General features: G+C 72.1%; 18 protein-coding genes and 2 pseudogenes. 6 read left to right on the top strand and 14 right to left on the bottom strand.

Annotation, left to right across the window (positions count from 1 at the left end; translation table 11 throughout):
• Nucleotides 1-29 precede the first annotated feature (29 nt).
• Nucleotides 30-662, bottom strand: a complete 633-nt coding sequence (locus tag AB0H37_RS14365; RefSeq protein WP_218935265.1) for a TetR/AcrR family transcriptional regulator — start codon at nt 660-662, stop codon at nt 30-32.
• Between the two features lie 107 nt (nt 663-769).
• On the opposite strand from AB0H37_RS14365, the gene AB0H37_RS14360 reads away from it, so the two are divergent.
• A complete protein-coding gene (locus AB0H37_RS14360; RefSeq protein WP_360612935.1) occupies nt 770-2200 on the top strand; it encodes an MFS transporter in 1431 nt (476 codons plus the stop codon).
• A 4-nt stretch (nt 2201-2204) separates the two neighbouring features.
• Here the strand turns inward: AB0H37_RS14360 and AB0H37_RS14355 are convergent, their stop codons facing one another.
• The 11 genes from AB0H37_RS14355 to AB0H37_RS14305 all read right to left on the bottom strand — a co-directional run bounded on the left by AB0H37_RS14355 (nt 2205) and on the right by AB0H37_RS14305 (nt 15340).
• On the bottom strand, nt 2205-3053 hold the full coding sequence (locus AB0H37_RS14355) for an ATP-binding protein (protein ID WP_308427275.1): 849 nt from the start codon (nt 3051-3053) through the stop codon (nt 2205-2207).
• 62 nt (nt 3054-3115) lie between these two features.
• Nucleotides 3116-3805: a lysophospholipid acyltransferase family protein gene (locus AB0H37_RS14350; protein WP_179835997.1), complete on the bottom strand. Its 690-nt coding sequence runs from the start codon at nt 3803-3805 to the stop codon at nt 3116-3118.
• Between the two features lie 106 nt (nt 3806-3911).
• The gene (locus tag AB0H37_RS14345; RefSeq protein ID WP_329088640.1) at nt 3912-4538 is read right to left on the bottom strand and encodes a GPP34 family phosphoprotein; all 627 of its coding nucleotides are present in this window, start codon (nt 4536-4538) and stop codon (nt 3912-3914) included.
• A 2-nt stretch (nt 4539-4540) separates the two neighbouring features.
• On the bottom strand, nt 4541-4783 hold the full coding sequence (locus AB0H37_RS14340) for a hypothetical protein (RefSeq protein WP_329088642.1): 243 nt from the start codon (nt 4781-4783) through the stop codon (nt 4541-4543).
• Between the two features lie 12 nt (nt 4784-4795).
• Nucleotides 4796-5710 (bottom strand): SPFH domain-containing protein, encoded by a 915-nt coding sequence (locus AB0H37_RS14335; RefSeq protein WP_360612932.1) that lies wholly within the window; start codon nt 5708-5710, stop codon nt 4796-4798.
• Between the two features lie 74 nt (nt 5711-5784).
• Complete coding sequence (locus AB0H37_RS14330) at nt 5785-6558, bottom strand: hypothetical protein (RefSeq protein ID WP_329088646.1); 774 nt, start codon at nt 6556-6558, stop codon at nt 5785-5787.
• Nucleotides 6559-6570: 12 nt separating this feature from the next.
• Nucleotides 6571-8412, bottom strand: a complete 1842-nt coding sequence (locus tag AB0H37_RS14325; RefSeq protein ID WP_360612930.1) for a hypothetical protein — start codon at nt 8410-8412, stop codon at nt 6571-6573.
• 386 nt (nt 8413-8798) lie between these two features.
• Nucleotides 8799-9635 carry a hypothetical protein gene (locus tag AB0H37_RS14320; protein WP_329088650.1) on the bottom strand — a complete coding sequence of 279 codons (837 nt, stop codon included), beginning with the start codon at nt 9633-9635 and terminating at the stop codon, nt 8799-8801.
• 73 nt (nt 9636-9708) lie between these two features.
• Nucleotides 9709-10371, bottom strand: coding sequence for a Crp/Fnr family transcriptional regulator (locus AB0H37_RS14315; RefSeq protein WP_360612928.1), 663 nt, complete (start codon nt 10369-10371; stop codon nt 9709-9711).
• 275 nt (nt 10372-10646) lie between these two features.
• Nucleotides 10647-12185, bottom strand: coding sequence for an MFS transporter (locus AB0H37_RS14310; protein WP_329088654.1), 1539 nt, complete (start codon nt 12183-12185; stop codon nt 10647-10649).
• 68 nt (nt 12186-12253) lie between these two features.
• On the bottom strand, nt 12254-15340 hold the full coding sequence (locus tag AB0H37_RS14305) for a BTAD domain-containing putative transcriptional regulator (RefSeq protein WP_360612925.1): 3087 nt from the start codon (nt 15338-15340) through the stop codon (nt 12254-12256).
• A 51-nt stretch (nt 15341-15391) separates the two neighbouring features.
• On the opposite strand from AB0H37_RS14305, the gene AB0H37_RS14300 reads away from it, so the two are divergent.
• Nucleotides 15392-15799 carry a limonene-1,2-epoxide hydrolase family protein gene (locus tag AB0H37_RS14300; protein WP_179835992.1) on the top strand — a complete coding sequence of 136 codons (408 nt, stop codon included), beginning with the start codon at nt 15392-15394 and terminating at the stop codon, nt 15797-15799.
• A 50-nt stretch (nt 15800-15849) separates the two neighbouring features.
• On the opposite strand, the gene AB0H37_RS14295 is transcribed toward AB0H37_RS14300, so the two are convergent.
• Nucleotides 15850-16371, bottom strand: a complete 522-nt coding sequence (locus AB0H37_RS14295) for a hypothetical protein (RefSeq protein ID WP_329088662.1) — start codon at nt 16369-16371, stop codon at nt 15850-15852.
• A 239-nt stretch (nt 16372-16610) separates the two neighbouring features.
• Between AB0H37_RS14295 and AB0H37_RS14290 the strand changes: the two genes are divergently transcribed.
• The 4 genes and pseudogenes from AB0H37_RS14290 (at nt 16611) to AB0H37_RS14275 (ending at nt 18388) form a co-directional block, all read left to right on the top strand.
• Nucleotides 16611-17051: a hypothetical protein gene (locus tag AB0H37_RS14290; protein ID WP_360612923.1), complete on the top strand. Its 441-nt coding sequence runs from the start codon at nt 16611-16613 to the stop codon at nt 17049-17051.
• A gap of 135 nt (nt 17052-17186) precedes the next feature.
• A pseudogene (locus AB0H37_RS14285) lies at nt 17187-17300 on the top strand (FAD-dependent monooxygenase); the annotation flags it as partial.
• A gap of 103 nt (nt 17301-17403) precedes the next feature.
• Nucleotides 17404-17778, top strand: a pseudogene (locus AB0H37_RS14280) (NAD(P)-binding domain-containing protein); the annotation flags it as partial.
• Nucleotides 17779-17869: 91 nt separating this feature from the next.
• Nucleotides 17870-18388 (top strand): hypothetical protein, encoded by a 519-nt coding sequence (locus tag AB0H37_RS14275; protein WP_360612968.1) that lies wholly within the window; start codon nt 17870-17872, stop codon nt 18386-18388.
• 251 nt (nt 18389-18639) lie between these two features.
• Here AB0H37_RS14275 and AB0H37_RS14270 read toward each other — a convergent pair whose 3' ends face one another.
• Nucleotides 18640-24090, bottom strand: coding sequence for a DUF3320 domain-containing protein (locus AB0H37_RS14270; RefSeq protein ID WP_360612921.1), 5451 nt, complete (start codon nt 24088-24090; stop codon nt 18640-18642).
• Nucleotides 24091-24577 lie beyond the last annotated feature (487 nt).

The raw sequence follows: 24577 nt of genomic DNA, 5'->3' as shown, positions 1-24577 counted from the left end.
CGAACGTCCGCCGCGCACCCCGACCTTCGTCAGGGGCGCACGATCGGCATGAGGACCTCGTCGACGAGCGACGCCAGGTCGTCGTCGGTGATCGGGCCGCCCTCGGTGAGGTTGCGGTACACCATCACGGCCGGGCCCACGTTCGCGATCTGCCGGGTCGCGGCGGCCGGCCGGATCTCCCCGCGCGCGGCGGCCTCGCGGAGCGCCTCGTAGAGCAGGTCGCGGACGGGCTTGGACAGCCGGTCGCGCACGACCTCGTGGACGAGGCCGACGCCTTCCTCGCTGTCCTCCTTCAGCACCCGGAACGCCGCGCCGCGGCAGGCGTGCAGCGTGTCGCGCATGCACCGCAGGATCCGCAGCATGTCCTCGCGCACCGAACCGGTCGCGGGCGGGGTCGGCGGCTCGGGCAGGACGTGCTTGAGCGCGTCGGTGATCAGCTCGTTCTTGGACCGCCAGCGCCGGTAGAGGGCGGCCTTGCCGGTGCGGGCGCCGGCGGCGACGCCCTCCATGGTCAGCCCGCGGTAGCCGACGGCCTCCAGCTGGGCGAACACCGCGTCGAAGATCGCGGCCTCCAGGTCGCCGCCGCGGCGGCGGGTCGCCGGAGGACCCGCGTCGGCGGAGGTCTCCGTGTCGGGGGGAGGCCCGGAGTTCGCACGGGTCACGGCACGATCCCGAAAATAGTGAACGCTAGCGTTCTCTTTCGCGCGCATCGATGGTACGTTCCCCACATAGTGTACTTCGCCGTTCCTTATTTTTGGAAAGGTTCGCCTTGACCGCAGCCAGCGGGCGGACGGCCGAGCCCCGGGAGTCGACACCTCCCGGTTCGGCCGCGCCGCCCCTCCATCATCGTGCAGGAACCGTCCTCGCCGTCATCGTCGGCTGCCAGCTCATGATCGGCCTGGACACCTCCGTCGTCACCATCGCGCTCCCGGACGTCCGGGCGGGCCTCGGCCTGACCACCGGGGACCTCGCCTGGATCCAGAACTCCTACATGCTCGCATTCGGCGGCCTGCTCCTGCTCGGCGGGCGCGCCGGGGACGTGTTCGGGCGCCGCCGCGCCTTCACCGCCGGCATCGTGCTGTTCACCGCCGCGTCCCTGGCGGGCGGGTTCGCGGACGCGGGCTGGTGGCTGCTGGCCGCCCGCGCCGTCCAGGGCGTCGCCGCCGCCGTCGCGGCGCCGAGCGCGATGGCCCTGATCGCCACGAACTTCGCGGGCGCCGCCCGGGTCCGCGCGCTGAGCGTCTTCTCCGCCGTGACCGGCGCGGGCGCCGCCGTCGGCATGATCGTCGGCGGGGTGCTGACCGAGGCCGGGTCGTGGCGGTGGGTGTTCTTCGTCAACGTCCCGGTCGGGCTGGTCCTGGCGCTGGCCGCACCGCGCGTCCTCACCGAGACGCGGCGCCGCCCCGGCCGCTTCGACGTCCTCGGCGCCGTCGTCTCCACGGCCGGCATGACCGCCCTCGTCTACGCGCTGATCCGGGTCGGGTCGGGCGGCTGGGACGACGGCCGGGCCGTCGCGGCGTTCGGGGCGGCGGCCGCGCTGCTCGCCGCCTTCGTGGCCGTCGAGGCCCGCACCCGCCGACCGCTCATGCCGCTGTGGCTGCTGACCGGGCGCGACCGGGCCGCGTCCTACGTGACCCAGCTGTGCCTGGCGGCCGCCCTGTTCGGCGCCTTCTTCTTCCTGACCCAGTACCTGCAGCAGGTGCTCGGCTACGGGCCGCTGCGCGCCGGCGCGGCGTTCCTGCCGATGGTGGGGATGCAGTTCGTCGTCGTGCGGACCGCGCCGCGGCTGCTGGCGCGGGTCGGCGCCCGTCCGCTCGTCATTGCGGGGACGATCCTCATCGGCGCCGGACTGCTGTGGCTGTCGAGGCTCTCTCCGGGGGACGGCTACGCCGGCGCGCTGCTGGCGCCGTTCGTGCTCATGGGCGCGGGCGGCGGACTGTCGATGCTGCCGCTGAACGCGACGATCCTGGGCAGCGTCGAGCCGGAGCAGTCCGGTGCGGCGGCCGGGGTCGCCCAGACCATGCTGTGGTCGGGCGGGTCGCTCGGCTCGGCCGTCATGGTGACGGCCTACGGGTCCGCGGCGCCCGGCCACGGCCTCGCGGACGCCGTCGACGGCATGGACGCCGCGTTCGCGACCGGCGCGGGGTTCGCCGCCGCGGCGCTGCTGGTGGCGCTGCTCGTGCTGCGCGTCCGGCGCTGAGCGCTCACGCGGGCGGGGGAGCGGCCTCCTCGAACCACGCGAGGAGCTCGGCGTCGCCGACCAGCCGCGCCGTGTCGGCGGCCGACGGCGACCCCGCCCGCGGGTCGGCCCCCGCGTCCAGCAGGGCCCGCACGACCTCGGTCTCCCGCTTGAACACCGCGCCGGTGAGCGGGCGGTGGCCGCGGTCGTCGGCGCGGTCCGGGTCGGCGCCGCGCATCGTGAGCGCCCGGACGGTCTCCGGATGCCCGTGGCAGGCCGCGTGCATCAGCAGGGTCTCGCCCCTGTGGTCGGACAGGTTCACCGGCACCCCGTCGTCCACGTGGGAGAGGATCCCCTGGGTGTCCCCGGCCCGTGCCATCTCGAACAGCCGGGCCGCGAGCCCGTCCGACCCGGGCCGGAAGCCGTCCCGGAGCGGGACCTCGCTGTCGGCGGTGAGGAGCCCGCCGAGGCTGTCCTCCCCGTAGGACAGGCGCTTCTCCAGCGCGACCAGCGCCCCGTCCGCGGGGAACGAGGCGAACCGGACGTCGTCGGCCAGCGCCCTCATGATCATCAGGCCGCGCCCGTTCTCCGCGGACGGGTCGGGGTGCGGGACGCGCGCCGCGTCGAAGCCCGTGCCCGAGTCGATCACCTTGATCACGCAGCGCCGGCCCTGGATCATCGCCCGCACGGTGTAGTCCGCACCGTTCTCGGCGTGCTTGATCACGTTGGTGCACGCCTCGGTCAGCATCATCTCGATGTCGTCACGGATGTGGCCCTCGACACCGAGCGCGGCCAGGGCCGCGTCCAGGAGCTTGCGCGTCGCCGGGACGCTCGCCCCGTCGCGCGGAAGCACGAGGTCCATGGTGATTTCCACATCATCTCCATCCGTCCCCATGAATCGTGCCCAATCGGACCTCTTAAAACATGGGGGGACGGTCACTGCGGCTCGGCGGGCCTCGGCGCGTAGTCGTCCACGTACTCCTGGCCCGACAGCCGCTGGATGGCCTCCATGATCTCGTCGGTGACCTGCCGGGCCGCCCGGCCGCGCGGAACGCCCCTGTCCCGGCCCCGGAAGTCCAGCGGCGCGCCGATGCGCAGCCCGATCCGTCCCGGCCGCGGGACGGCCTGCCCCCGGGGCTGCACCCGGTCGGTGCCCTCGATCGCCACCGGGACGACGGGCGCCCCGGTCTGCATCGCCAGGCGCGCCACGCCCGTCCGGCCGCGGTAGAGGCGCCCGTCCGGCGACCGCGTCCCCTCGGGGTGGATCGCGAACACCCCGCCGCCCTCCAGCACCGCCGCCGAGGTGTCGAGCGCGTCGAGCGCGGCCCGCCCCCCGGACCGGTCGACCGCGATCGCGCCGACGCTGCGGAAGAACGTCGCCGTGGCGCGGCCCCTCATCCCCGCCCCGGTGAAGTACTCGTGCTTGCCGAGGAAGTGGACCCTGCGCGGCACCATCAGCGGCAGCACGAACGAGTCGAGGAACGCCAGGTGGTTCGCCGCGAGGATCACCGGCCCGATCCGCGGGAGGTGCCGCAGGCCGCTCACGCGCGGCAGGAAGGCCAGGCGCATCGCGGGTCCCATGACCACGTGCTTCATGAGGGGATAGATCAGGCGTTCGGGGTCCATGTCCGAGCAGGTTATGGGGCGGGCCGTCCCGCCGCCGTTGGCGCCCGATACAAGTTCGGTGCCCCGGATCTTGTAGGAACCCGCACTTGCCCTTCCGTCCCGCCCCTCAACCGCTCGCCGCGGCCGCCCTCTTCTGGCGGATCACCTTCTTGACCGCCGGCGCCGCCGGCCCCGTCCGCGCCGTCAGCTCCTCGATCCGCCGCCGGTGCCGCCGCCGGTCCCGCCCCGGCAGGACGGTCTTCAGCTCGCCCGCCGCCGCCAGCGCCACCGCCGCGGCGTCGTAGCTGTTCACATGGGCCACCGGACGCCCCCGCAGCGCCGACGACGCACCGCCCCACAGCGACTTCACCACCCGCGGGTCCTTCACGGCGACCTCCCTGCGGGGGACCAGCCCGAGCACCCGGCGCGAGCGGACCCGGATCCAGCCGCCGCGCACCAGCTCCTCGCGGACCGCCGCCACGATCGGCCGGGCGTCCTTGCGCACCCAGTGCCGCCACGACCGCGGCCGCGACTCCGCGATCTGCGCCAGCACCCCGTACGGGTCGTCGCCCGGCGTCCCCGGGACGGGCCCGCGCCGCTCCTCGCCGAGCCGCCCGTCCAGGTACAGCTCGGTCAGGGCCGCGGCGCGCAGCACGTAGCCGAGCCGCGCGCCGCCGCTGGTCATCCGCTGCTTGCGCAGGTCGTACGCCAGCAGGTACATCCGTGCCGGCAGCGACTCCGGAACCTCGACCATCGCTAGTCCTCGCCCCCGCCGCCCGGCGGGCTTTCCTCGTCCTCGTCGTCCCGGACCTTGCGCGGCCGCCCGGGTCCTCGCATCCGTCCCGCCGACCCCGGCATCCGCCCCGCGTCCGCGAGCGCCTTGCGCAGCAGGAACTCGATCTGCGCGTTGGTGCTGCGCAGCTCGTCCGCGGCCCACCGCGCCAGCGCGTCGTGCACGGCCGGGTCCAGCCGCAACAGGATCTTCTTGCGTTCCGCCACTGGTCGCGGCGGTCACTGGTAGAGCGAGCCGGTGTTGAGCACCGGCTGGGCGTCGCGGTCGGCGCACAGCACCACCAGCAGGTTGCTGACCATCGCCGCCTTGCGCTCCTCGTCCAGTTCGACCACGTTCTCCTCGTCCAGCCGGTCGAGCGCGAGCTGCACCATGCCGACCGCGCCCTCCACGATCCGCTGCCGCGCCGCCACCACCGCGCCCGCCTGCTGGCGGCGCAGCATCGCCTGTGCGATCTCCGGCGCGTACGCCAGCCCGGTGATCCGCGACTCGACGATCTTCACACCGGCGGACGCCACCCGCTGCGCCAGCTCGTCCGACAGCTGCCCGGTGATCTCGTCGGCGTTGTCGCGCAGCGACGTCCGGTCATGGGCGTCGTAGGGGAAACTGCCCGCGATGTGCCGGACGGCCGCCTCGGTCTGGAACGCCACGAACTCCACGAAGTCGTCCACCTCGAACACGGCCCGCGCGGTGTCGGCCACCTGCCACACCACCACCGCCGAGATCTCGATCGGGTTCCCGTCCAGGTCGTTGACCTTCGCCAGCCCGGTCTCGTGGTTGCGGATCCGCGTCGAGACCTTGCGTCGCTCCGTCAGCGGGTTCACCCACCGCAGCCCGTCGTCGCGGACGGTCCCCTTGTACCGCCCGAGAAGCTGCAGCACCCGCGCCTCGCCGGGCGCCACCGGCGTCAGCCCCGCCGAGACGACCAGCCCGGCCAGCGCCAGCAGCGACCCGACGACCACCCCCGCCGCGACGGCGGCGACCCCTCCCGCCGCCACCCCGCCGAGCGCCGCCGCCGCCCCGGCCGCGATCAGCGCCACCGCGACCCCGAGCATCCCCCACCCGCCCCGGTCCGCCGCCGCCCGCTCCGTGATCTTCGGTCGTGGCATGTCCACCTTCGCCGCCGCGTCCACCATCCCGTCCTCCCACTCCCCGTTATCACCGATATAGCAAAGTGATATCATATTGTCTGGAAAGTGGTGAATGCCCGCTAGACGGAGCTGTCGGCCGGCACGAGCGGCGAGTCGTCGTCGATCGGCGCCATCCGCACGCCCATCAGGGCGAGGGTCTTACGAAGGACGGTTTCACTGTTGACCACGAGGCCGAGGATGTCCGCCGACTCCAGCGCCTGAGCGAGCCTTGTCACGTGTTCGAGCAGTTCCTCGGCGCCCTCTCGCCGCTCCCGCTGAAGTGTGCCGAGGGTCTCCGCCGCCTGCTGCGGCTCCTCGGTGAGCCGCACGGCGTATCGGGCCGTGGGATTGCCGGCGCTCTCCTCCAGGAAGCGCTGCCATCGGAGTCGGAGGTCGTCGGTCTTCTTCAATCGCAGGGTGTCGGCCTCGGCCTTCGCCTCGATCCTGTACCTGTCGAGAGCGCTCTCGCGCATCGCGTTGCGTACTTCGTCAGGCGGCCGCAGCTCCACGCGGACCGTCCACGCCTGGATGCCATCCGGATCCAACGCCATCTCGGTGAGTCGGTCCGAGAGGTCCCGGTTCGCCGCCTCCTCAGCCCTCCCGGCCTCGAAGACCGTGAATCGGCGGGCGGCCTCGCGCACGACGATGCGGACCGTCTCGAGCAGACGCCCCACCTCTAGGGCGTTGTCCCGCCAGAGGCTCACCCGCCGCCACCCTATGGCCGTGTTGGTGCAGTAGGCGGTGACGGTGAAGTCGAACGCGCCGCCTTGCGCCGGCACGGTGAAGCGCGCGGGCTCGAACGCGGCCTCCGTCGGCGACTCGGGGTTATGGGAGGAGTACTGATGCTTGATCAACCACATTGCTTCTCAACTCCGTGTGTGACGCCGTGATGGGATGAGCCGGAGCAACCGGTGGTACTCGGTCGAGGTGATGGTCCCGCGGTAGTGCAGGAGCCGCGCGTGGAGGCGGAACGTGGCCCTCAGCCGGTCCGGCTCCGCCCCGCCGCCGGTGATGACCTGTTCGATCACCGGCCGGAGCGCGGGAGTGTTCCCGTAGGCGACCATCCAACGGGCGAACAACGCCCAGGCTTCCGGGGCCGCCGGCCGCTCGCGGCCGGACGGTTCGACAATGCGAAGCGCCAGCGCGTGCTGCCAGAGACGCGCTATGCGGCCTGCGGGATCGCCCCGTCGCGCGAGCTCGATGAACTCTGGACGTTCAGGGCGCGGTCTCAGCGCGGCGAGCCGAAGGAACACGGTCGCGGCGGTGCGGCGGCTCCCGGAATGTTCGCTCTCCGCCCAGTCCGCCAGCGCGCCGATGATCTCGAGTGCCGTTTCCGCCGAGTACAGGAATGAGAGGGAGGTCGCGACGGCATCGGCGGTGCCCCGGCTGAACCGCCGGGAAGCCGTCCCGAACACCCTCAGCGCGTCGGTGAGATCGGCTGCACCGAGATGGGAGCCGTGAGCCCGGATGGCGACCAAGACCTCACCACGAGTGCCGCGAGACAGAAGCCGCAAGTGTTCCCGAACCCGTGGTTCCAACGCGGGTTCCCGGGCGGCGGCCTCAAGGACCCAGGCTGCGAGGCGCTGATCCTGCCCTGAGTCGGACTTGCTCCAGGGACGTATGAACCGCTCGTCGACGGTGGCGAAGTCGAACGTCGCGAACAGGCCCACGGCGTGGGCGGCTCTGATCGCGGTCTCCCATCTGTGAGCGAGCCCGTCCAGCCACGCCATGAGCGGCTCGCGAATCGTAGGTTGCTCCTCCCACAGCACCTGGAGGGTCGTTCTCGCCCGCGTCCGCTGTTGGAGTTCCACGATCCGGCCGCCGCCCTCCGGCATCGAGCGGGCGACGGCCCCCGCGCGATCCAGCCAGGATTGGAGATCCTCCCAAGTGGGCAGCAGTCGCTTCTTCTCCTCCCGCTTCCAGGCGGCGTCGATACGGTCGGCGAGGTCGAGCGCCGCCCGGGAGACCGTGGTCTCCTGCATTCCGTGCAGTACGGCGACGCTCGCCACGAAGCAGCGGCTGAGAATGGGCCGTCGTTCGGACAACCGCTGTCGAACCGCCTCCCTCACCCGGTCGGGAAACTCGGCGATCACCTCATCGGCAGTCCTGCCCTCCGCCAGGCCCCGGGCCAACCGGCAGGCATGGTCGACGGCTTTACGCGGCGACGTCTCCTCCGCCAGTTGACCCTCGACGGCCTGGAGTGCCGTCCCGGTGAGCAGGTGTGGCTTCACTCCGTAGGCGGACGCCTCTTGGTCGAACCGTCGTTTGAAGACCTCGGTGGCGGCGGGCGGACGATGCTCGATGACTGTGCCGAACGGTGCCGGCCCGTGAGCGGAGACGAGTAGCACCAAACGGCAGCCCCTCTTGACGGCGAGGTCTTCCAGACCGGCGAGTTCCGCGTCCGGGCTACGGCCCTTTTCGACCTCGATCACATATCCGTGCCGCGGACGCAGGTCCGCCGAGTGGATCAACGTCAGGGAGCCTTCGGCCCGGAGGAGACCGACGGGTGATTCGTCTGCGGACCCAGCCGTGGCATCGGGCGGGCACCACTGCAGCAGCGCGGTCAGCGCGGCGGTCAGACGTCCCGTCTCTTCCGTTCCGCGCACGTGCACCACGGGGGAGTGCTGCAGGGCCCGTTGGAGTTCGGGCAGTGAGGAGATCGAGGCGATGTGGTCTGGGACGAGCCGTTCGGCCGCCTGCTTCGGCATGTACCGGATCCAGACGGAACGCTTCTCCTTCGCTGTCTCGAACACGTAGAGGTCCCTCTGAGCGTTCTGGAGTGTGCCGCCCGAGACCTCGTAGGAGATGCTGTCGATCCAGTCGCGCCCGATCGCCGTACCGAGTCCGCCTGCTTCCAGAGAACGCAGGCTCTCCCGCCGTTGCCGTTCCTCGCGCTCGTCCTCAGCGACCCGCTGGTAGAAGCGGCGGCCGTCCGACCATCCGGGATCTCGCTCGTCGCCCGCAGGACCAGGTGATGCGTCCTGCTCCTCGGACTCAGGCGCGGTCGCCGCTTCTGGTTCGATGTGGTCATCGGTGGGGCCTGGCGACGCGGGTTCTGAAGTCGTGGCCCCGGCGTTGTCCGGCCCTGGGTCGCTCATCTGTCGCGCTCCCCGCCGTTGTTCACGTCGCGGCCGGCCGATTGAAGAGTGCCTGAGCCACTGACCTCCATTCGCTGCGTGCCGATGTAGTCGCGCCTCACAATCGGGATCGGGGCGTGTGGAGCGGAAGAGCCGTGGGCCCCCTCAATAGCGGCCCCGGTCGGCTCGTCCTTATCTGGCCCGCTTTTCGCCGGGGCGTTGCTTCCTGAGCCATCCCCGTCCGGCAACGACAAGTCGTGGACGTCGAAACGCGGTACGTACAGGTACGCGTCGTACTCCTGCTTCTTCACCTGCACGTGGACGGACCGGAAGTCGGACGGGCGTGGCTCGCCAGGCCCCTGCGTGATGTAGTCGCGATAGACCTCCGTGGAGACGATCACCGCGAGATCCGCGTCGGGCAGTGCCGCCAGCGCGGTGCGCACCGGGGCGGAGTCCCGGAGGCGGGCGGGCAGGACGGCGTGCTGCCCCGGCCATCCGATCGCCCCGTCCATGTGAATCGGCCCGACATGGACGGCCAGGCGCAAGCGGATCCTCGTCCAGTGATCGTCGGCCCGTCTGCGGTTGTGGACGCCAAGAGCGGTGTCCAGTTCGCGGATGAACACGTCCATGAGCGCGGCGACGTCGGTGCCCCTGGGAAGGACGGCGAAGATGCCGTCCCCGCCCACCTGCCTCAGCCATGCCTGCCTGTTGAGTTCCGCCCTGTCGGCCGCCTCGTCGAGGGAGTCGCCGAGTGCGCTCTGCAGGACTCTCTGCTCGGCGTCGTTGCGACCGCTGTAGTCCTCGATGTCCGCGGTGACGAGCACCCGGTGCTCGGGAACGGGGCTGCCGGTCATTGTTCCTCCCTGGCTCGGTTTCGACGTCCAGGGTGAGTGCCGGCCGGGGAAACGAAGGCCGATAAATCAGGCTTCAGTGAAACTCCTCCGGCGCATCGAAGGGCCGCCACAGGGGCAGGTCCGCGAAGGCCGCGAGCCTTCGCAGGTCGTGAATGATCAGTCGGCGTCGTCCCGGGCTGGTCACCAGCCCGAGAGCCGCCAGTTCGCGCAGCGCCTTGTGAACCGTGTTCTCCTTGGCCCCGATCAAGCCCCCGATCTCGGCCTGGGTCAGCGGTATGCCCAGGTCCGTTCCGGTGGAGATGGGGAGGCCGTGGCGTTCGACGAGGGCCAGCAGAACTCGCGCCAGGCACCGGGAGGCGTCATAACTCGCGAAGTCCAGGCGTCGCTGGTTGGACCAGCGAAGACGTTCGCTGGTCATATGCGTGAGCGCGAGGGCTGCCGCGGGTCTGCGCCGCAGGAATTCCAGGAAGACCAGGCCTCGGATCTGGCTCACGGTGACCCGTCCGCAGGTGACGACCGTAGCCGAGCGCGGAGCACCGTCCAGGACGGCCATCTCCCCGATCAGGTCGCCGCTCACACGAAGCGCGAGCAAGGCCTGTCGCCCGTTCTCGGTCTGCGCCGTCACCTTGACGAGCGCGTCCAGCAGCAGCCACACCGAGCCGGTCGGATCGCCTTGGCGGACAAGGATGTGTCGCGCCGGAAAGGCGCGGATCTGCCCCATCTTCAACAGATCCACTCTGCACTCTTCCGGAAGCCGGCCGAGGAACGTGCCAGAAGGCCAGCGACGTCCGGAACTCGAAGCGTTCGGCATGATCGCCTCCCGTCTGCAAAGGCGCCAGGGTCCAATTCTGCGCCGTCCCGCGCTGATCGGCCTCCTCTGGCGGGGCAGCCGGCCTTGGATCGGCTCATGAGCCGTTGTCGTTCCCTGACCCTCAAAGGTGCGAAGCCGTTCTCGGCGGGGGAAGCACTGCGGTCCCGCCGCATTGGACGGGACCGGTCAGGCGTGGCCGATCAAGTGGCGGAGACGAGCTCCGGCTCCTCGGTTTCGGGGATGACCTTGGGGACGTTGCGGAGGGTGACCAGGGCGAAGGCCGCGACCAGGACGGCGAGGCCGGCGCTGCAGGTGAGGGCGGCGTGCATGCCGTCCACGAAGGCGTCGCGGGCGGCGGCGGCGACCTGGGCGCCGAGCGCCGCGGGCAGGTCCGCGGCGGCCTGGAGCGCACCGCCGAGGGAGTCGCGGGCGGCGGACGCGGCCGGGGCAGGGACGCCGGCGGGCAGGTCCAGGACGCCCCGGTACACCGCGTTCAGCACGCTGCCGAGGACGGCCATGCCGAGCGCGCCGCCGAGCTCGGTGGCCGTCTCGGAGATCGCGGACGCGGCGCCGGAGCGGTCCTTCGGGACCGACGCGAGGACGGTGTCGGCGGTGACCGTCATCGCCAGGCCCATGCCGATGCCGGACAGCAGCATCGCCGGGACCATCGCCCAGTAGGAGGTGTGCAGGCCGATCGTCATGAACAGGGCGAAGCCGCCGGCCGAGAGCACCATGCCCGCCGCCACGACGCGGGCGCGGCCGAGCGCGTTGATGAGCGGCGGGGCGAGCGCGGCGCCGCCGATCATGGCGCCCACGGCGCCGGGCAGGCCCGCCAGGCCCGACCGCAGCGGCGACCAGCCGAGCGCGAGCTGGAAGAACAGCGAGAAGATCAGCGACTGGGCGACCAGGGTGAACATCGCGAACATGTTGGTGCCGACCGCCCCGGAGAACGCGGCGCGGCGGAACAGCCGGATGTCGATGAGCGGCTCGGCCACCCGTCCCTGCCGGACGAGGAACGCGACCAGCGAGAGTGCGCCGACCAGGGCCGAGACGGAGACCGCGGGCTCGTCCACGCCGTGCGCGGCGGCCTCCTTGACCGCGTAGACGAGGCCGAGGACACCGGCGACCGACAGCGGCACGCTGAGCAGGTCGAGGCGGCCGGGGACGGGGCCCCGCGACTCGGGCAGCACCAGCGCGCCGGCGACGCACGCCACCGCCATCAGCGGCACGTTGATCATGAAGACGGAGCCCCACCAGAAGTGGTCGAGCAGGGCGCCGCCGACGACGGGCCCGAGCCCGACCGCGAGCCCGGCGATGCCGCTGAACGCGCCGACCGCCATCGTCCGCTCCTTCGGCTCGGTGAACGCGCGCCGCAGCAGCGACAGGCAGGACGGCATCAGCGTCGCCCCCGCGACCCCGAGCAGCGCACGCGCCGCGATCAGCAGTTCGGCGCTCGGCGCGTAGGCGGTCACGGCGGACGCGGCGGCGAACACCGCCGTCCCGATCAGCAGCAGCTTCTTGTGGCCGATGCGGTCGCCGACGCCGCCCATGGTGATCAGCAGGCCGGCGAGCGCGAAGCCGTAGGCGTCGGCGATCCACAGGATCTGCGTGCCGGAGGGGTGCAGGTCGGCGGACAGGTGCGGGACGGCCTGGTTCAGCGCGGTCAGGTCGATGTTCGGCACGAGCGCGACGAGAAGGCAGATCGCGAAGGTGCTCCATTTGCGGGCTGAGGGGTTCATGCCCAGGAGGTTCGCGCGGCGCGCTGACCGTCCGCGCACCGTCCGCTGACGGCGGCGCCGGGGGGCGGTCAGCCGCCGGTGAGCAGGGCGAAGGCCCGGTCGCGGGGGAGGTCCGCCGCCCGGGCGAAGGCCGCCTCGCGCGCGTCCTCGTCCAGCAGGGCCCGGACGTGGGCGGTGACGCGCTCGGTGTCGGGGTCGCCGGACACCGTGACGCCCCGCAGCGCCCTGCTCGCGCCGAGCAGCAGCGCCGCGCGCTCCCCGTCGCCCTCCCGGGCGGCCAGGCCCGCCAGGGCGGTCGCCGCGTCCGCCTGGTAACCGAAGATCGGGTGGTCGAACGACATGTCCACCGCTTCGCGCAGCAGTGCCCGGGCCCGCCCGGCGTCGCCCTCGTCCGCCGCGAGCCACCCCAGCCCGACCAGCGCCGCGCCCCGCACGGCGGCGGCGATGAACCGCTCGGAGCCGTAGCCGGTCAGCGCCACCTCGTACATGCCCCGCGCCTGCACGGCGTCCCCGCGCAGCCGCGCGACGGTGCCGAGTCCCTGGCAGCCCCCGGCGATCTTGTCGGGGGTGCCGGCCCGGCGCGCCAGCTCGATGCCGCGCTCGTAGTCCGCCCGCGCCGCGTCCAGGTCGCCGGCGTGGATGTGGACGAGGGCGCGCTGGTAGAGCAGGTCGGCGGTGTCCTCCAGCGCGCCGAGCCGTTCGACCAGCTCCAGCGCCTCGTCCAGCAGCGCGCGGGCCCGCTCCCGGTCGCCGCGCCAGTCGGCGAGCTGCGCGAGCGGGTCGAGCGAGTTGGCCGTGCCCCAGCGGTCCCCGCACGCCCGGAAACCGCGCACCGCCTCCTCGCACGCCTTCTCCGCCTCTGCCAGGTCGCCGCCGTACTGGGCGAGGAACCCGTCGCTCATCCGCACCAGCGCGCGCGTCCACGGGTCGTCCCCGACCTGCCGTTGGAAGACCTCCAGGTCGGTGCGTTCGGGGCCCGCCGTCAGCGCCCACAGCACGATGACCGCCGGGTGCCGCACCGGACGGTCGATGCGGCGCAGGAGCTCGGCCGCCCGGTCGAGCCACGCCACCGCGCGCTCACCCGTGGCCCCGCCCGACACCGCGTTCGTGACGCACAGGACGTACTCCTCGTGGAGCCCCTCGGGCGGGCCGGTGCCGACCACGTCCAGCAGTTCCGACGCCAGCTGCGCGCCCTCGACGCGCCCCCGCAGCCACCAGTACCACGACAGCAGCGCGATCATCCGCAGAGCGAGCGCCGGGTCGGGCCGCACGCTCCGTCGCAGGGCCGCGTGCAGGTTCCCGTGGTCGGCGGCGAGCAGGTCGAGCCACTCCAGCTGGTCGGTGCCCCGCAGATGGGGGTCGGCGCGCCCGGCCAGCCCGGCGAAGTACTGCGCGTGTGCCCGTTCGAACCGTTCCACCTCACCGGCCCCGGCGAGCCGCTCGGCGCAGAACGCCCGGACGGTGTCGAGCATCCGGTACCGGGACCCGTCGCTCTGCACCAGCGACTTGTCGGCCAGCTCCACCAGCAGCTCGTCGGCGTCGTCCAGCCCGCACACGCCCATCGCCGCCTCCAGCGTGAGCCCCCCGGCGAACACCGTCAGCCGCCGCGCGAGGGTCTGCTCCGCCTCGTCCAGCAGGTCCCAGCTCCACTCCACGACCGCCCGCAGCGTCTGGTGGCGCGGCGGCGCCGTCCGGTTGCCGCGCGACAGCAGCCGGAACCGGTCGTCCAGCCGCGTCGCGACCTCCGCCACCGGCAGCGACCTCAGGCGCGCCGCCGCCAGCTCGATCGCCAGCGGCAGCCCGTCCAGCGCCCGGCAGATCCGCAGCACCGCCCCGGCGTTGCCCTCGTCCACCGCGAACCCGGGGCGCACCGCCTCCGCCCGATCCAGGAACAACCGCACCGCCGGATACCGGGGCAGCTCCCCGAGCGCCGCGCCCGCGGGCGGGACCTCCAGGGGCGGCAACGGCCGCAACGCCTCACCCGTGATCGCGAGGGCCTCCCGGCTGGTCGCCAGCACCCGCAACTCGGGGCAGGCGCTCAGCAGCCGGTGCGTCAGCTCCGCGACGGCCGCGACCACGTGCTCGCAGTTGTCCAGGACGAGCAGGACCCGCCGCCCCTCCAGCGCCGTGACCAGCCGCTCCACCGCGTCCGGCGGCTGCTCGCCGGGCATCGGCAGCATCCCGGCCTCGCGCAGCCCGAGCGCCCCGAGCAGCGCCTTGCCCACCTCGGCCGGGACCACGGGCGCCAGGTCGACGAAGCAGACCTCGCCGCCGTCCCGTCCGGCCGCCTCGATCGCCAGCCGCGTCTTGCCCGCCCCGCCCGGCCCGAGCAGCGTGACGAGCCGCCCGTCCGCGAGCATCCTCCCGACGCGGCGCAGCTCCTCCTCCCGCCCGATGAAGCTCGTGAGCTGCGCCGGCAGGTTCGCCCGGACGGCCGCCGGCGCCTCCCCGCGCAGGATCGCCAGGTGGACGTCCGCCAGCTCCCGCGACGGATCCGCGCCGAGCTCCTCGGCCAGGACCGTCCGCCCGTCCTCGAACACCGCGAGCGCCTCGGCCTGCCGCCCGCCCCGGTGCAGCGCCCGCATGAGCAGCGCCCGCGCCCGCTCCCGCAGCGGCTGCGCGTCCACCAGGTCCCGCAGCGCCGCGACCGCGGCCCCGGGGTCCTCCGCGAGGATCGCCTCGCCGTACTCCTCGACGGCCGAGGCCCGCTCCTCCTCCAGCCGCGCCGCCTGCCCCGCCGCGAAGGGCGCGCTCACATCGGCCAGCGCCGGCCCCCGCCACAGCCCGAGCGCCTCCCTGAGCAGCCCGGCCGCCTCGTGCCGCCCGGCGGCCCTGGCGTCCGCCACGAGCCGCTGGAACCGGTGGACGTCGACGTCCTCCCGCTTCACGGTGATCCGGTACCCGGCGGGCGTCCCCTCGACCAGCCCCGGATCGCCCAGCCCCCGCCGCAGCCGCGACACCTGCGACTGCAGCGCGTTGGCCGCCCCGCTCGGCGGCTCCTCCCCGTACAGCCCGTCGATGAGCCGCTCGGCCGGGACGAGCCGCCCCGCGTCCAGCAGGAGCATCGCCAGCAACGCACGCACCAGCGGCCCGCCCACCGGGACGACCGCCCCGTCCGCCGTGACCTCGACGGGTCCCAAGATGCCGAACCGCATGGCCCGATTCTCCCGCACTACGGTGGTTCCACCGACCTCTGGAGGGACGCCATGACCGAGATCCAGATCGTCACCGACTTCCTCGCCGCCCTCGAGGACCTGGACGTCGACCGGGCCCTCACCCACGCCGCCCCCGGCATGGTCTACCAGAACGTCCCGCTTCCTCCGGCGCGCGGCCTGCCCGCCGTGGAGAAGACCCTGCGCGCCATGGCCCGTTACGGCACGGGCTTCGAGGCCCGCGTCCACAACATCGCCGCCACCGGCCCGGTCGTCCTCACCGAGCGCACCGACGTCCTAGAGAGGGGCCCCTGGCGCGCCGAGTTCTGGGTCTGCGGCACCTTCGAGGTCCACGACGACAAGATCACGCTGTGGCGCGACTACTTCGACTGGACGACCTTCCTCGCCGCCTCCGCCAAGGGCCTGCTGACCGCCGCGCTGTCCACCGCGCGAAAAAAGTGATCCCCGGGGCGGCGCGCCCCGGGGATCGGTGACTCGGACCGGCCGGCTCGTTACCGGTCGGTCGAACTCGGCGCGGTGTCCCCGCAGGACGGGTACTCCGCGAACGGCTTGCAGGAAGCGAGCACGTCGGTGGAGACGTCCACCTTCCAGGCCGACGCGATCGGCAGGGCCGTGACGTCCAGGTTCCGGAGGGCGTCCCTCTGCTGGGAGGCGTACTCCAGGTCGCTCTGGGGCTCGTCGAGCGGCGCGAGGACGAGGAACGGACCCTTGGGCCCGTCCTCGAAGACGGCGACGATCTTGCCCGGGCGAGCCGAGACGTCGGCGGACTCGGAGGCCGAGGCCTCCGGCTGGCTCGTGGACGGGGCCGCGGACGGCTCCGTGGTGGTGGTGCTGCTCGCGCCCGTGACGGAGGGCGAGGGCTGGGTGTTGGCGGACGCCGAGGACGACGGCCGTGCTTCGTTCGAGTCGTCCGAGGAACCGACGGCGCATCCGCCCGCGACGGCCGCGACGACCGCCAGCGATCCGAGAGCCTTGGCTGCGGCGGACTTCGAAACGCGGAAAGTGAAGAACATAGTTTGTATGCCAGCTGACAGGCCCGACGCTACGCCGGGCACGAGTATGTCGCTGGTCCTCCGTCATGGACTGTCCGGACTCCGGCCGCGCTGACCACCACCGGGTCGCCCCCCGATCGTTTGCCGAGCGGGCCGGGGTCCGGCACGGTAGAGCCCAACACCCGTGGTGAAGCACGGGATTCACACAAACTGGCCGGCGCCCGTGAAGCACGAGCGCCCAACACAAACCGGGAATCATCATGAACAGAACCGTCATACACGGGCTGATCGCGATCGCGATCGGCGCCCTCGCCGGCATGATCGTCGGAGGGGTCATCGAGAGCCTGGTGCACACCGTGCAGCACGCCTGGACGAGTGTCCTCCAGGGCGGCGTCCCGGCCGGGCTCACCGACTCGGACGTGATGGCCGCCATAGTCGACGCCGGTTCCTCCGGCCACCTCATCGCCGGAGCCCTCGGCGGTTTCGTCGGCTTCGTCGGTTCCACCATCCGCGACGCCTACCGCGCCGCCTACCGCGACGCCGTCGCCCGGGACGACTGGGGGCGCGTCGTCGTCGGCGGTCTCGTCCTCGCCGTCGTCATCGGCGCCGGCGTCTTCTCGGTCGGCGACCTCGCTCTCATCACCGCCATCGGCGGCTTCGCCGCTGGCACCGGTGTCGGCGCCGTCACCGCCGACATCTGACCCACCCGCGGGGCCTGGCGAAGTCAGGTCCCGTCCCGTTCCACCCACGGGGGCCTGGCGACGCCAGGCCCCCGTCTCGTTCCACCCGACGTGCCTGACCTGTCCGTAAGTTGTCGGTCTCGGGGAGGAGCAGGCATGGAACAGATCGACACTCTCGTCATCGGGGCCGGGCAGGCGGGCCTTGCCACCAGCCACCGGCTGGCGAAGGCCGGCGTCGAGCACCTGGTCGTCGACCGGCGCGACCGCCTCGGCGGCGGCTCGAACGACCGCTGGGACAGCCTCCACTCGTCGCGCCGAACAACACCGTCATGCTCCCCGGCATCCCTACGCGGGCCCCGACCCGGACGGGTTCATGCCGCGCGCCGAGGTCGTCGCCCACCTGACCGAGTACGCCACGGTGATCGGCGCCCCCGTACGCCTGGGCGTCGAGGTCACCCGCCTGGCGCCTTCGGACGGCGGTTTCGTGGCACGCACACGCTCCTGCCCGCCCTCGGTCCGCAACGTCGTCCTCGCGACCGGTCCCTACCAGCGTCCGAAGACCCCGGCCGTCTCCCGCCGAATTCCCGCCCACGTCCGGCAACTGCACTCCGCCGACTACCGCCGTCCGCGGCCACTGGCGGACGGCGCCGTCCTCGTGGTCGGGACGGGCCAGTCCGGCGCCCAGATCGCGGAGGAACTGCACGACGCCGGTCGCGAAGTCCACCTGGCGGTCTCGGGGTGCTCCGCCGTCCCCCGCCGCTATCGGGGGACGCGACTCCCACTGGTGGCTGACACAAGCGTTCCTGCACGGCGCGGAGGTCGGGGCAGCGTGCCCGACCGTGGCCGACCTGCCCTCTCCCGCGGCCCGTTTCACCTGCAACGCGCACGTCTCGGGCAAGGACGGCGGCCACGACATCGACCTGCGGGACTTCGCGCGCCGCGGGATGCGCCTGTACGGCCGCCTGGAATCTGCCGACGGCGCGACCGTGCGGTTCAGCGACGACCTCGACCAGCGGCTGGCCCGCGCTGAGACGGGCTTCGAGAAGAAGGGCCGCCCGCTCATCGGCCCCTACATCGCCGCCGGGATCGACGCACCGCCGGACGATCGTCCGCTCGCAAGCACCTTCGTCCCGGACACCGCCACCGAACTCGACCTCAACGCCGCCGGGATCAGCACCGTCCTGTGGGCCACCGGCTTCCGCCTCGGCTTCGCTTGGGTGGACGTCCCCGTCCTGGACGAGTGGGGCTACCCGCGACACACCAGAGGTGTCACCGACCACCCCGGCCTGTACGCCGGGGGCCTGCCGAGGTGCACTCCGAACCATCCGCCGTCTTCGCAGGAACCGCCGCCGACATAGCCCACATAGTCGACCACCTCACCACCCCACTGATGAGCCCACAAGGCCACACGGTCCTGGGGCGGCCTCGCCAGCCGCCAGCGCAGGCCGTCCAAGAAGGCGCGAACGCGTGAGCAGGTCGGGCCGCTCCATCGCGGCGAAGTGGCCGCCTGCGGCGAAGCCGGCGACGCCGTGGGGTGATCGAGGGCCCGGGCATCCAACGCTCAGCCAGGTGGCCGCTCACCCCACGACGCGAGCGCGCCCGACCGGTGTCAGTCGCCGATCAACGTGATCCGGTCGGGAAGGCCCTGGATGCGTTGTTGTTCCTGAAGCTGTCGCAGGTCGTGCGAGAGGGTCTTCGCGATGTCGGGGCCACGGCGGTTCCAGCCGAAGAAGCGGGCCGTGTGGGTGGTCAATTCATTCTCGTTCATGCCAGGCGACTCAGCGATGATTTCTAGCAGGGCGAACCGCCGTTCTGCGGGAGGCACCTCGGCGACCTTGCGAAGAACGTCGTCTCCGGGCTCACGGGGGGTGATCGGACGTCCTCGCAGGGAGATGGTGTCACCGTCCTGCTCGACGTCGGGATCGGCCCTGACCAGGTCGCGGACTGCCCCGTCGAGATTGGCGCGGATCCGCGTGCCGATCCGTTCGACACGCCAGACCGTCGCCACTCTCCGGTAGAGGAAATCGCGTTGAATCGGTGCCTCGATCTCCAGTGCTTCCCGGAAAAGCCGCTGGAGCAGGCTGCGTGATTCGGGCTCGTGCATCTCGTAGTAATAGAGGTGCCCTTCGAGGCGCGCCCGCCGATAGCGGGTGGCCCAGCCGCGCTCCTGCTCGTCCTCGGCGGATTCCATCGTCACCCGGGGCGGCTCCATCCGAGGCGGTTCGAGGACGGCCTCAACCGCGTCCCGACCCTCGTCGGGCTCGGGTTCCGCCGCCGTCGGGGTGATGGCCGATTCAACGGCTCCGCGTAGCCGGGCTTCCGCTTCGGGACGGTTGCGGTACCAATCGGTGCCCCAGATGCGGTGCAGCTTCCAGCCGAGGCCGCGCAGCACGCCTTCCCGCAGGCGGTCGCGGTCTCTCGCGGCCTTGGACGAGTGGTACATCGCGCCATCGCATTCGATGCCCAGCGCGAACCGCCCCGGGAGGGAAGGGTGGCGTACCGCCACGTCGATCCGGTAACCGCCCACGCCGACCTGCGGCTGGACGTCGTAGCCCCAGCCGGTGAGGACGTCCAGCACGGACTCCTCGAAAGGGCTCTCGGGCGCGGCGTCATCGGCGAGTGCCCGGTGCTCCAGGACGGCGGGACCGTGTTCGGCGTAGTCGAGGTACTTCTTGAAGTGGTCGCGGCTTCCGCCCCCGCCTTCCCGGATCTCGGAGCCGGAGATGGACGAGACCACCTCGACACGGTGCCGGGCGCGGGTCACGGCGACATTCAGGCGCCGCCAGCCGTTCTCCCGGTTGAGAGGGCCGAACGCCATGGTGAGCCGCCCGTCCGGGCCGGGCCCGTAGCCGACCGAGATGATGACGACGTCCCGCTCGTCGCCCTGCACGGTCTCCAGATTCTTGACGAAGAAGCCGTTGAGCCGGTCTTCGGAGAAGAAAGGTTCAAGCTCTGGGGCACCGAGACGGGCTCGTTCCACCGCGTCCTCGATGGCCTGCGCCTGTGCTTCCGACATCGCCACGACACCGAGGCTCAGGTTCGGCCGCGTCTGGAAGTGGTGCAGGACGCGTTCGGCGACGGCGTCCGCCTCGATCGGGTTCCGGCGGCTTCGTCCCCGCTCGTAGATGCCGGGCACCTTGGTGAAGGTGACGCCGACGTCGTCTCCGGACTCGGAGGCCCCCGGGAAGGTCACCAGGCTGTCGCGGTAGAACCGGCGGTTGCTGAATGCGATGAGGCCCTCGTGCCGGCTCCGGTAGTGCCAGGAGAGCGGCAGGCTGCGTATGAGTCCGCTGCCCTTGCACATGTCGAGGAGGGAGTCGAAGGAGTCGGGGACCTCCTCGTCGTACTCGTCATCGTCGGAGTCGTCGGCCTGGGCGAAGAAGTCGGTCGGCGGCAGTTGCTTCTGGTCGCCCGCGACGATGAGAGAGTCGCCCCGGTAGACGCAGTTGACGGCGTCCTGGGGGAGTACTTGCGATGCCTCGTCGAAGATGACGACGTCGAAGCGGTATCCGGGCGGCAGGAACTGGCTGACTGTCAGCGGGCTCATCATGAAGCAGGGCTTCACCAGCGGGACGACGTCGGAGGCCTTGTCGAGCAGTGTCCGCACGGGCATGTGCCTGCTCCGCTTCTCGGCCTCCCGCTGGATCACGGCGGCCTGTCCGACGTTGGACCGCGGGCGGCGCGCGTTGCACGCATCGATCACCTGGGCGTGGGCATCGGTGACCAGGGCCGCGTCGAGGTCGCGGAACAGTTCGACCAGTTTGTCCCGCTCGACCGCCCGGACGGGTGCGAGCCGCGAGTCGCCGGCCATGGCCTCCTCCGCCCACGCTTCGAGGACGGCCCGCTCGGTGGCCCGCGGGAAGCTCGTGCCGTCCAGGCCCTTCTCGGCGGCCCGATCGATCAGCCCGTCGAGGCCGTACCGGCGCAGGGTCGCCCGCGCCTCGCGGAAGGAGCGCCACTCGTCGGGTCCGGACCGGTCCGTGGCGAGCCGGTCGGTGAGGTCGCCGAACGCGGTGGCGGTTCCGGTGAGCCGGACGTGCAGGTCGTGCCGTCTTTCGGTGTCGAAAAGCTGCACGAAGTCGGTGACGGCGGCACGGAACGCGGTCCACGCCCTGCGCAGTTCCTCGTCGGGGCGGGACGCGAGGAGCGCGCGGGCGGCCCGCTCGGGCATGGGCGCGTCCGGTGCCCGTACGCGGGCGACCCAGTCGAGCGCTCCGGTCACCTCGGTCATGTCGGTGTCCAAGCCCGCGTAGAGATCGCCGAGCAACCGCTCATCACGCGCCTCACCGGACAGGAATGCCTCGCGTTCGACGCGTACCGCCTCCACCTGGGCCGCCGTGCGGCGGGCCTTTCGGAGGGTGAGCGGCGCAGGGCTTGCGAGCACCGGTTGCACTCTTGCGATGAGGGCGGCGGCGTCGGCCAGCGGCCGCAGATGGGCTGCGTACCAGGCGGCGGCCTCGGCGAAGGTCCCGTTCGCGAGCCTCGGACGTCCGCCTTGCCGCGGCGCCGGGACGAGCGTCCGCCGCCACTGGTCGATCAGCCCGCGAACGTGGTCTGCGGCGTCGCACGCGTTGAGGTCGGGGCGGCCGTCGGCGCCGACCTGCCCGGCGAGAGCGGAGGGGACGCGCAGTGCCGCGGTGAGCCGTCCGATCTCGTCGGCGCTCTCCAGCAGATCCCGGACGAGGTGGAAGTCGGTGTGTTCGTCCTGCCAGTAGCGTCCGAGGAGCCGGCTTTCGGAGGCGGCCGCCTGGGTCAGCGCCGTCGCGGCGTCGTACCAGGCCAGTGCCTGGGGCAGCCGTCCGGCGGCCTCCTTGCTCCACCCGCCCGACACGGTCAGCCCTGCCAGCAGCCGCTTGTCGTCCCTGTGGGTGCCGGAGAGCTTCCCGAGGCCGTGGGTCTCGCCGAACCGCCGGACGAGGGCCGGGAAGTCCGGCACGGTGAGGATGTCCTCAGTGAAGACCTGGCCGGCCATGGCCCTGGCCTGGGCGAGCGCGTGCACGAGACCTTCGAGCGCGGCGGCGGCGCGGGCGGCGGCGACCCGGCCGTCGCTCGTCAGCCAGGCCGCTTCGGGACGCTGGCGTGAGCGCGCGAACTCGGTCAGCCTGCACAGGGCGAGAGCCTGCTCGAAGGTATCTGGGGAGGGCATCCCGTAGATGGCGGCGATGTCGGCGAGGGATGCTTGGGCGGTCTTCAGCATCTCTCCGGCGTCCCGGAAGTCGGTGTCGAGCCTGCGGAGCGACTCCTCGGTGAGCGCCGGGAGGTCGAGTCCCTCCGTGGCAAGCCAGGCAAGCGAGGTCTCCTCGGGGGGTGGCTCGGTGCTGATCCTGGCGGGCAGCGCGTCCCAGTTCGGCCCGACCTCACCGGCGACGGTGCCGACCACGGCCCGCAGCGAGCCCAGCCGCGCGCCGAAGCCGGTGACCTCGGCCCGTAGCGCCGGCAGGCCGGGGGCGGTGAGCCACGCCTCCGGAAAGTCGGGACGGTCAGCCGCGGCGTCGAGCAGGGCGACGAGTTCTTCGGTGGCGTGGTGTTCGGCGAGTTCCAGGGGTTCGGTCAGGTCGGCGTGCGCGGCGAGGCGGCGTTGCAGCACCTCGGCGCGTTCTCGCAGGATCTGGAGGCACATCTGCGGCCGCCCCTGGCCCGTGAGGTTTCGCCACACGAAGTCGGGACCTTCGGCGATCGGCCGCCACGCGTCGCCCAGCCTTTCCGCGGCGGCGCGGATCTCCTGGAGTCCTTCGGCGTTCAAACCGTCCGGCAAGGCCGTCGGCAGCGGCGGGAGGTCGGCCAGCGCGCTCAGCCGCCCGATCACGTCGTGGAGGGTGAGGCCGAGCGGTGGCCGGGTCTCGTTCATGGCCGCCGCGTACGCCGACAGTTCTCGGCGGGTGCGCAGGAGGCGCTGCCGGTCGTCGTCGGTCCCGGTGCGGACGGCCTTGGGGCGCTGAGAGAGGGCGGCTCCGAGTGCCTTCGCGACCTCCTTGCGGCTCGCATGATGACTGTGCAACGCGAGGATGAAGGCTCCGAGTCCCACAGCGTCCAGACGGTCGCGGACGACGTCGAGCGCGGCGGCCTTCTCGCTGACGAACAGGACGCTGCGGCCGTCGTGCATCAGTGCCGCGATCATGTTGGCGATGGTCTGGCTCTTGCCGGTGCCGGGCGGGCCGTCCATGATGAACGACCGGCCGTCGAGCGCCGCCGCCACACACTGGCGTTGCGACGAATCGGCGTCCAGGACGAGGGGTGTCAGCTCGGGCGGCTGGAGCTCGTCGAGCCTCTCGGAGTCGAGAGGCTCGAAGTACAGCTCGTCCGCCGGCAGGTGCGCGGCCTCGCCGAGTCCGATGGCCCGCACCAGGGGATGGGCCAGGATCTGGTCTTCCTGGTCCAGCAGGTCCCGGTACATGGCCTCCTTGTGAGAACGGAACGTGGCGAGCACCACGTCCTCGGTGACCTCCCAACCCGGACGTCCTGTGATCGCCGCTCGCACCGCGGTGAGCGTGCTGAGCAGATCCTTCATGTCGTCGGGGTCGGGCCAGCCGAGCCCGAGGTGGGCCATCTTCACCGCCAGGGCGGGGTTGGGCGCGCTCTCCTCGCTCTCCTCACTGATCAACCGGTAGGCGCCGGGACCGAGGCGGTCGAGCCGGACGGGCAGGAGAAGAAGCGGCGCCGTGTTGAAGTCCTCCGCGCCCGGTTCCCTCCACTTGAGGAGACCCACCCCGAGCTGGAGCGTCCACAGCCCCGTGTCGTTGAAGACCTGGTTGGAGTCCCGGTACAGCTTGCGCAGCGCGGCGTCCAGCGCTCGCCGGGTCTTCTTCTGGGTGACGATGCCGTCAGCGGTGCCGACCGCGGCCAGGCTCTCGTCCTCGGCATCGTCTTCCAGCGGTCCGTCAGGTTCGTCCTCCGGAAGCTCGGCGAACCTCAGACCGGTGTCGAGGTCGACGATCAACGGCCCGGCGGCGGGCGATCGGATGGCGAGCGTGGCGGTCCGGGTGTGCCGGAAGTTGAGCAGCCGGTTCCGGCCGCCGAGATCGATCAGTCGGTTCCGCCACGCACCGAGAACATCGCGCATGCGTGCCCGCTGCATCTGATCCGCCACTGGATCTCCCATCGCACTACCCCTTTCCACCGGGCGCCTCCGCCGGGTCCTGGCCGGGTCACACTGGAAACCCGCTTTCGGCTCTTGCGCGGATGGCGCCGAATGAGGACACCGGTGCAGGCACGAAGATTGGGACGCGGGGCGCCGAGGGGCGGTTGCCCTGAAAGGGAGGAGTGTGGGCTCGGGCCGGACCGAGGACGCACGGGCAGCGCCTCCGCCGCTCTGCCTGGCGCTCCTATCCCCCTAGCAGGAGCGACGCCACGGCGAAGAGCCCTCCGGACGCAGAACCCCGGCATGGAGCGCCCCGCGGCGCCCGGGTTTTACCGGGGACTCTGTCCGAATACGGTCAGCCGCTTCCCGATGCCACGGGAGGTAGGGCCACGCGAATCCGTCCCACCGCTCCGACCTGGGGCGATGGTTCGTGCGCGGACATGTCCGACCGGCCGTCTCAGGCGAGGGC

This window comes from Actinomadura sp. NPDC023710 (assembly GCF_040639875.1).
GTDB lineage: Bacteria > Actinomycetota > Actinomycetes > Streptosporangiales > Streptosporangiaceae > Spirillospora > Spirillospora citrea.
This window is presented reverse-complemented; position numbering and strand designations above follow the sequence as displayed.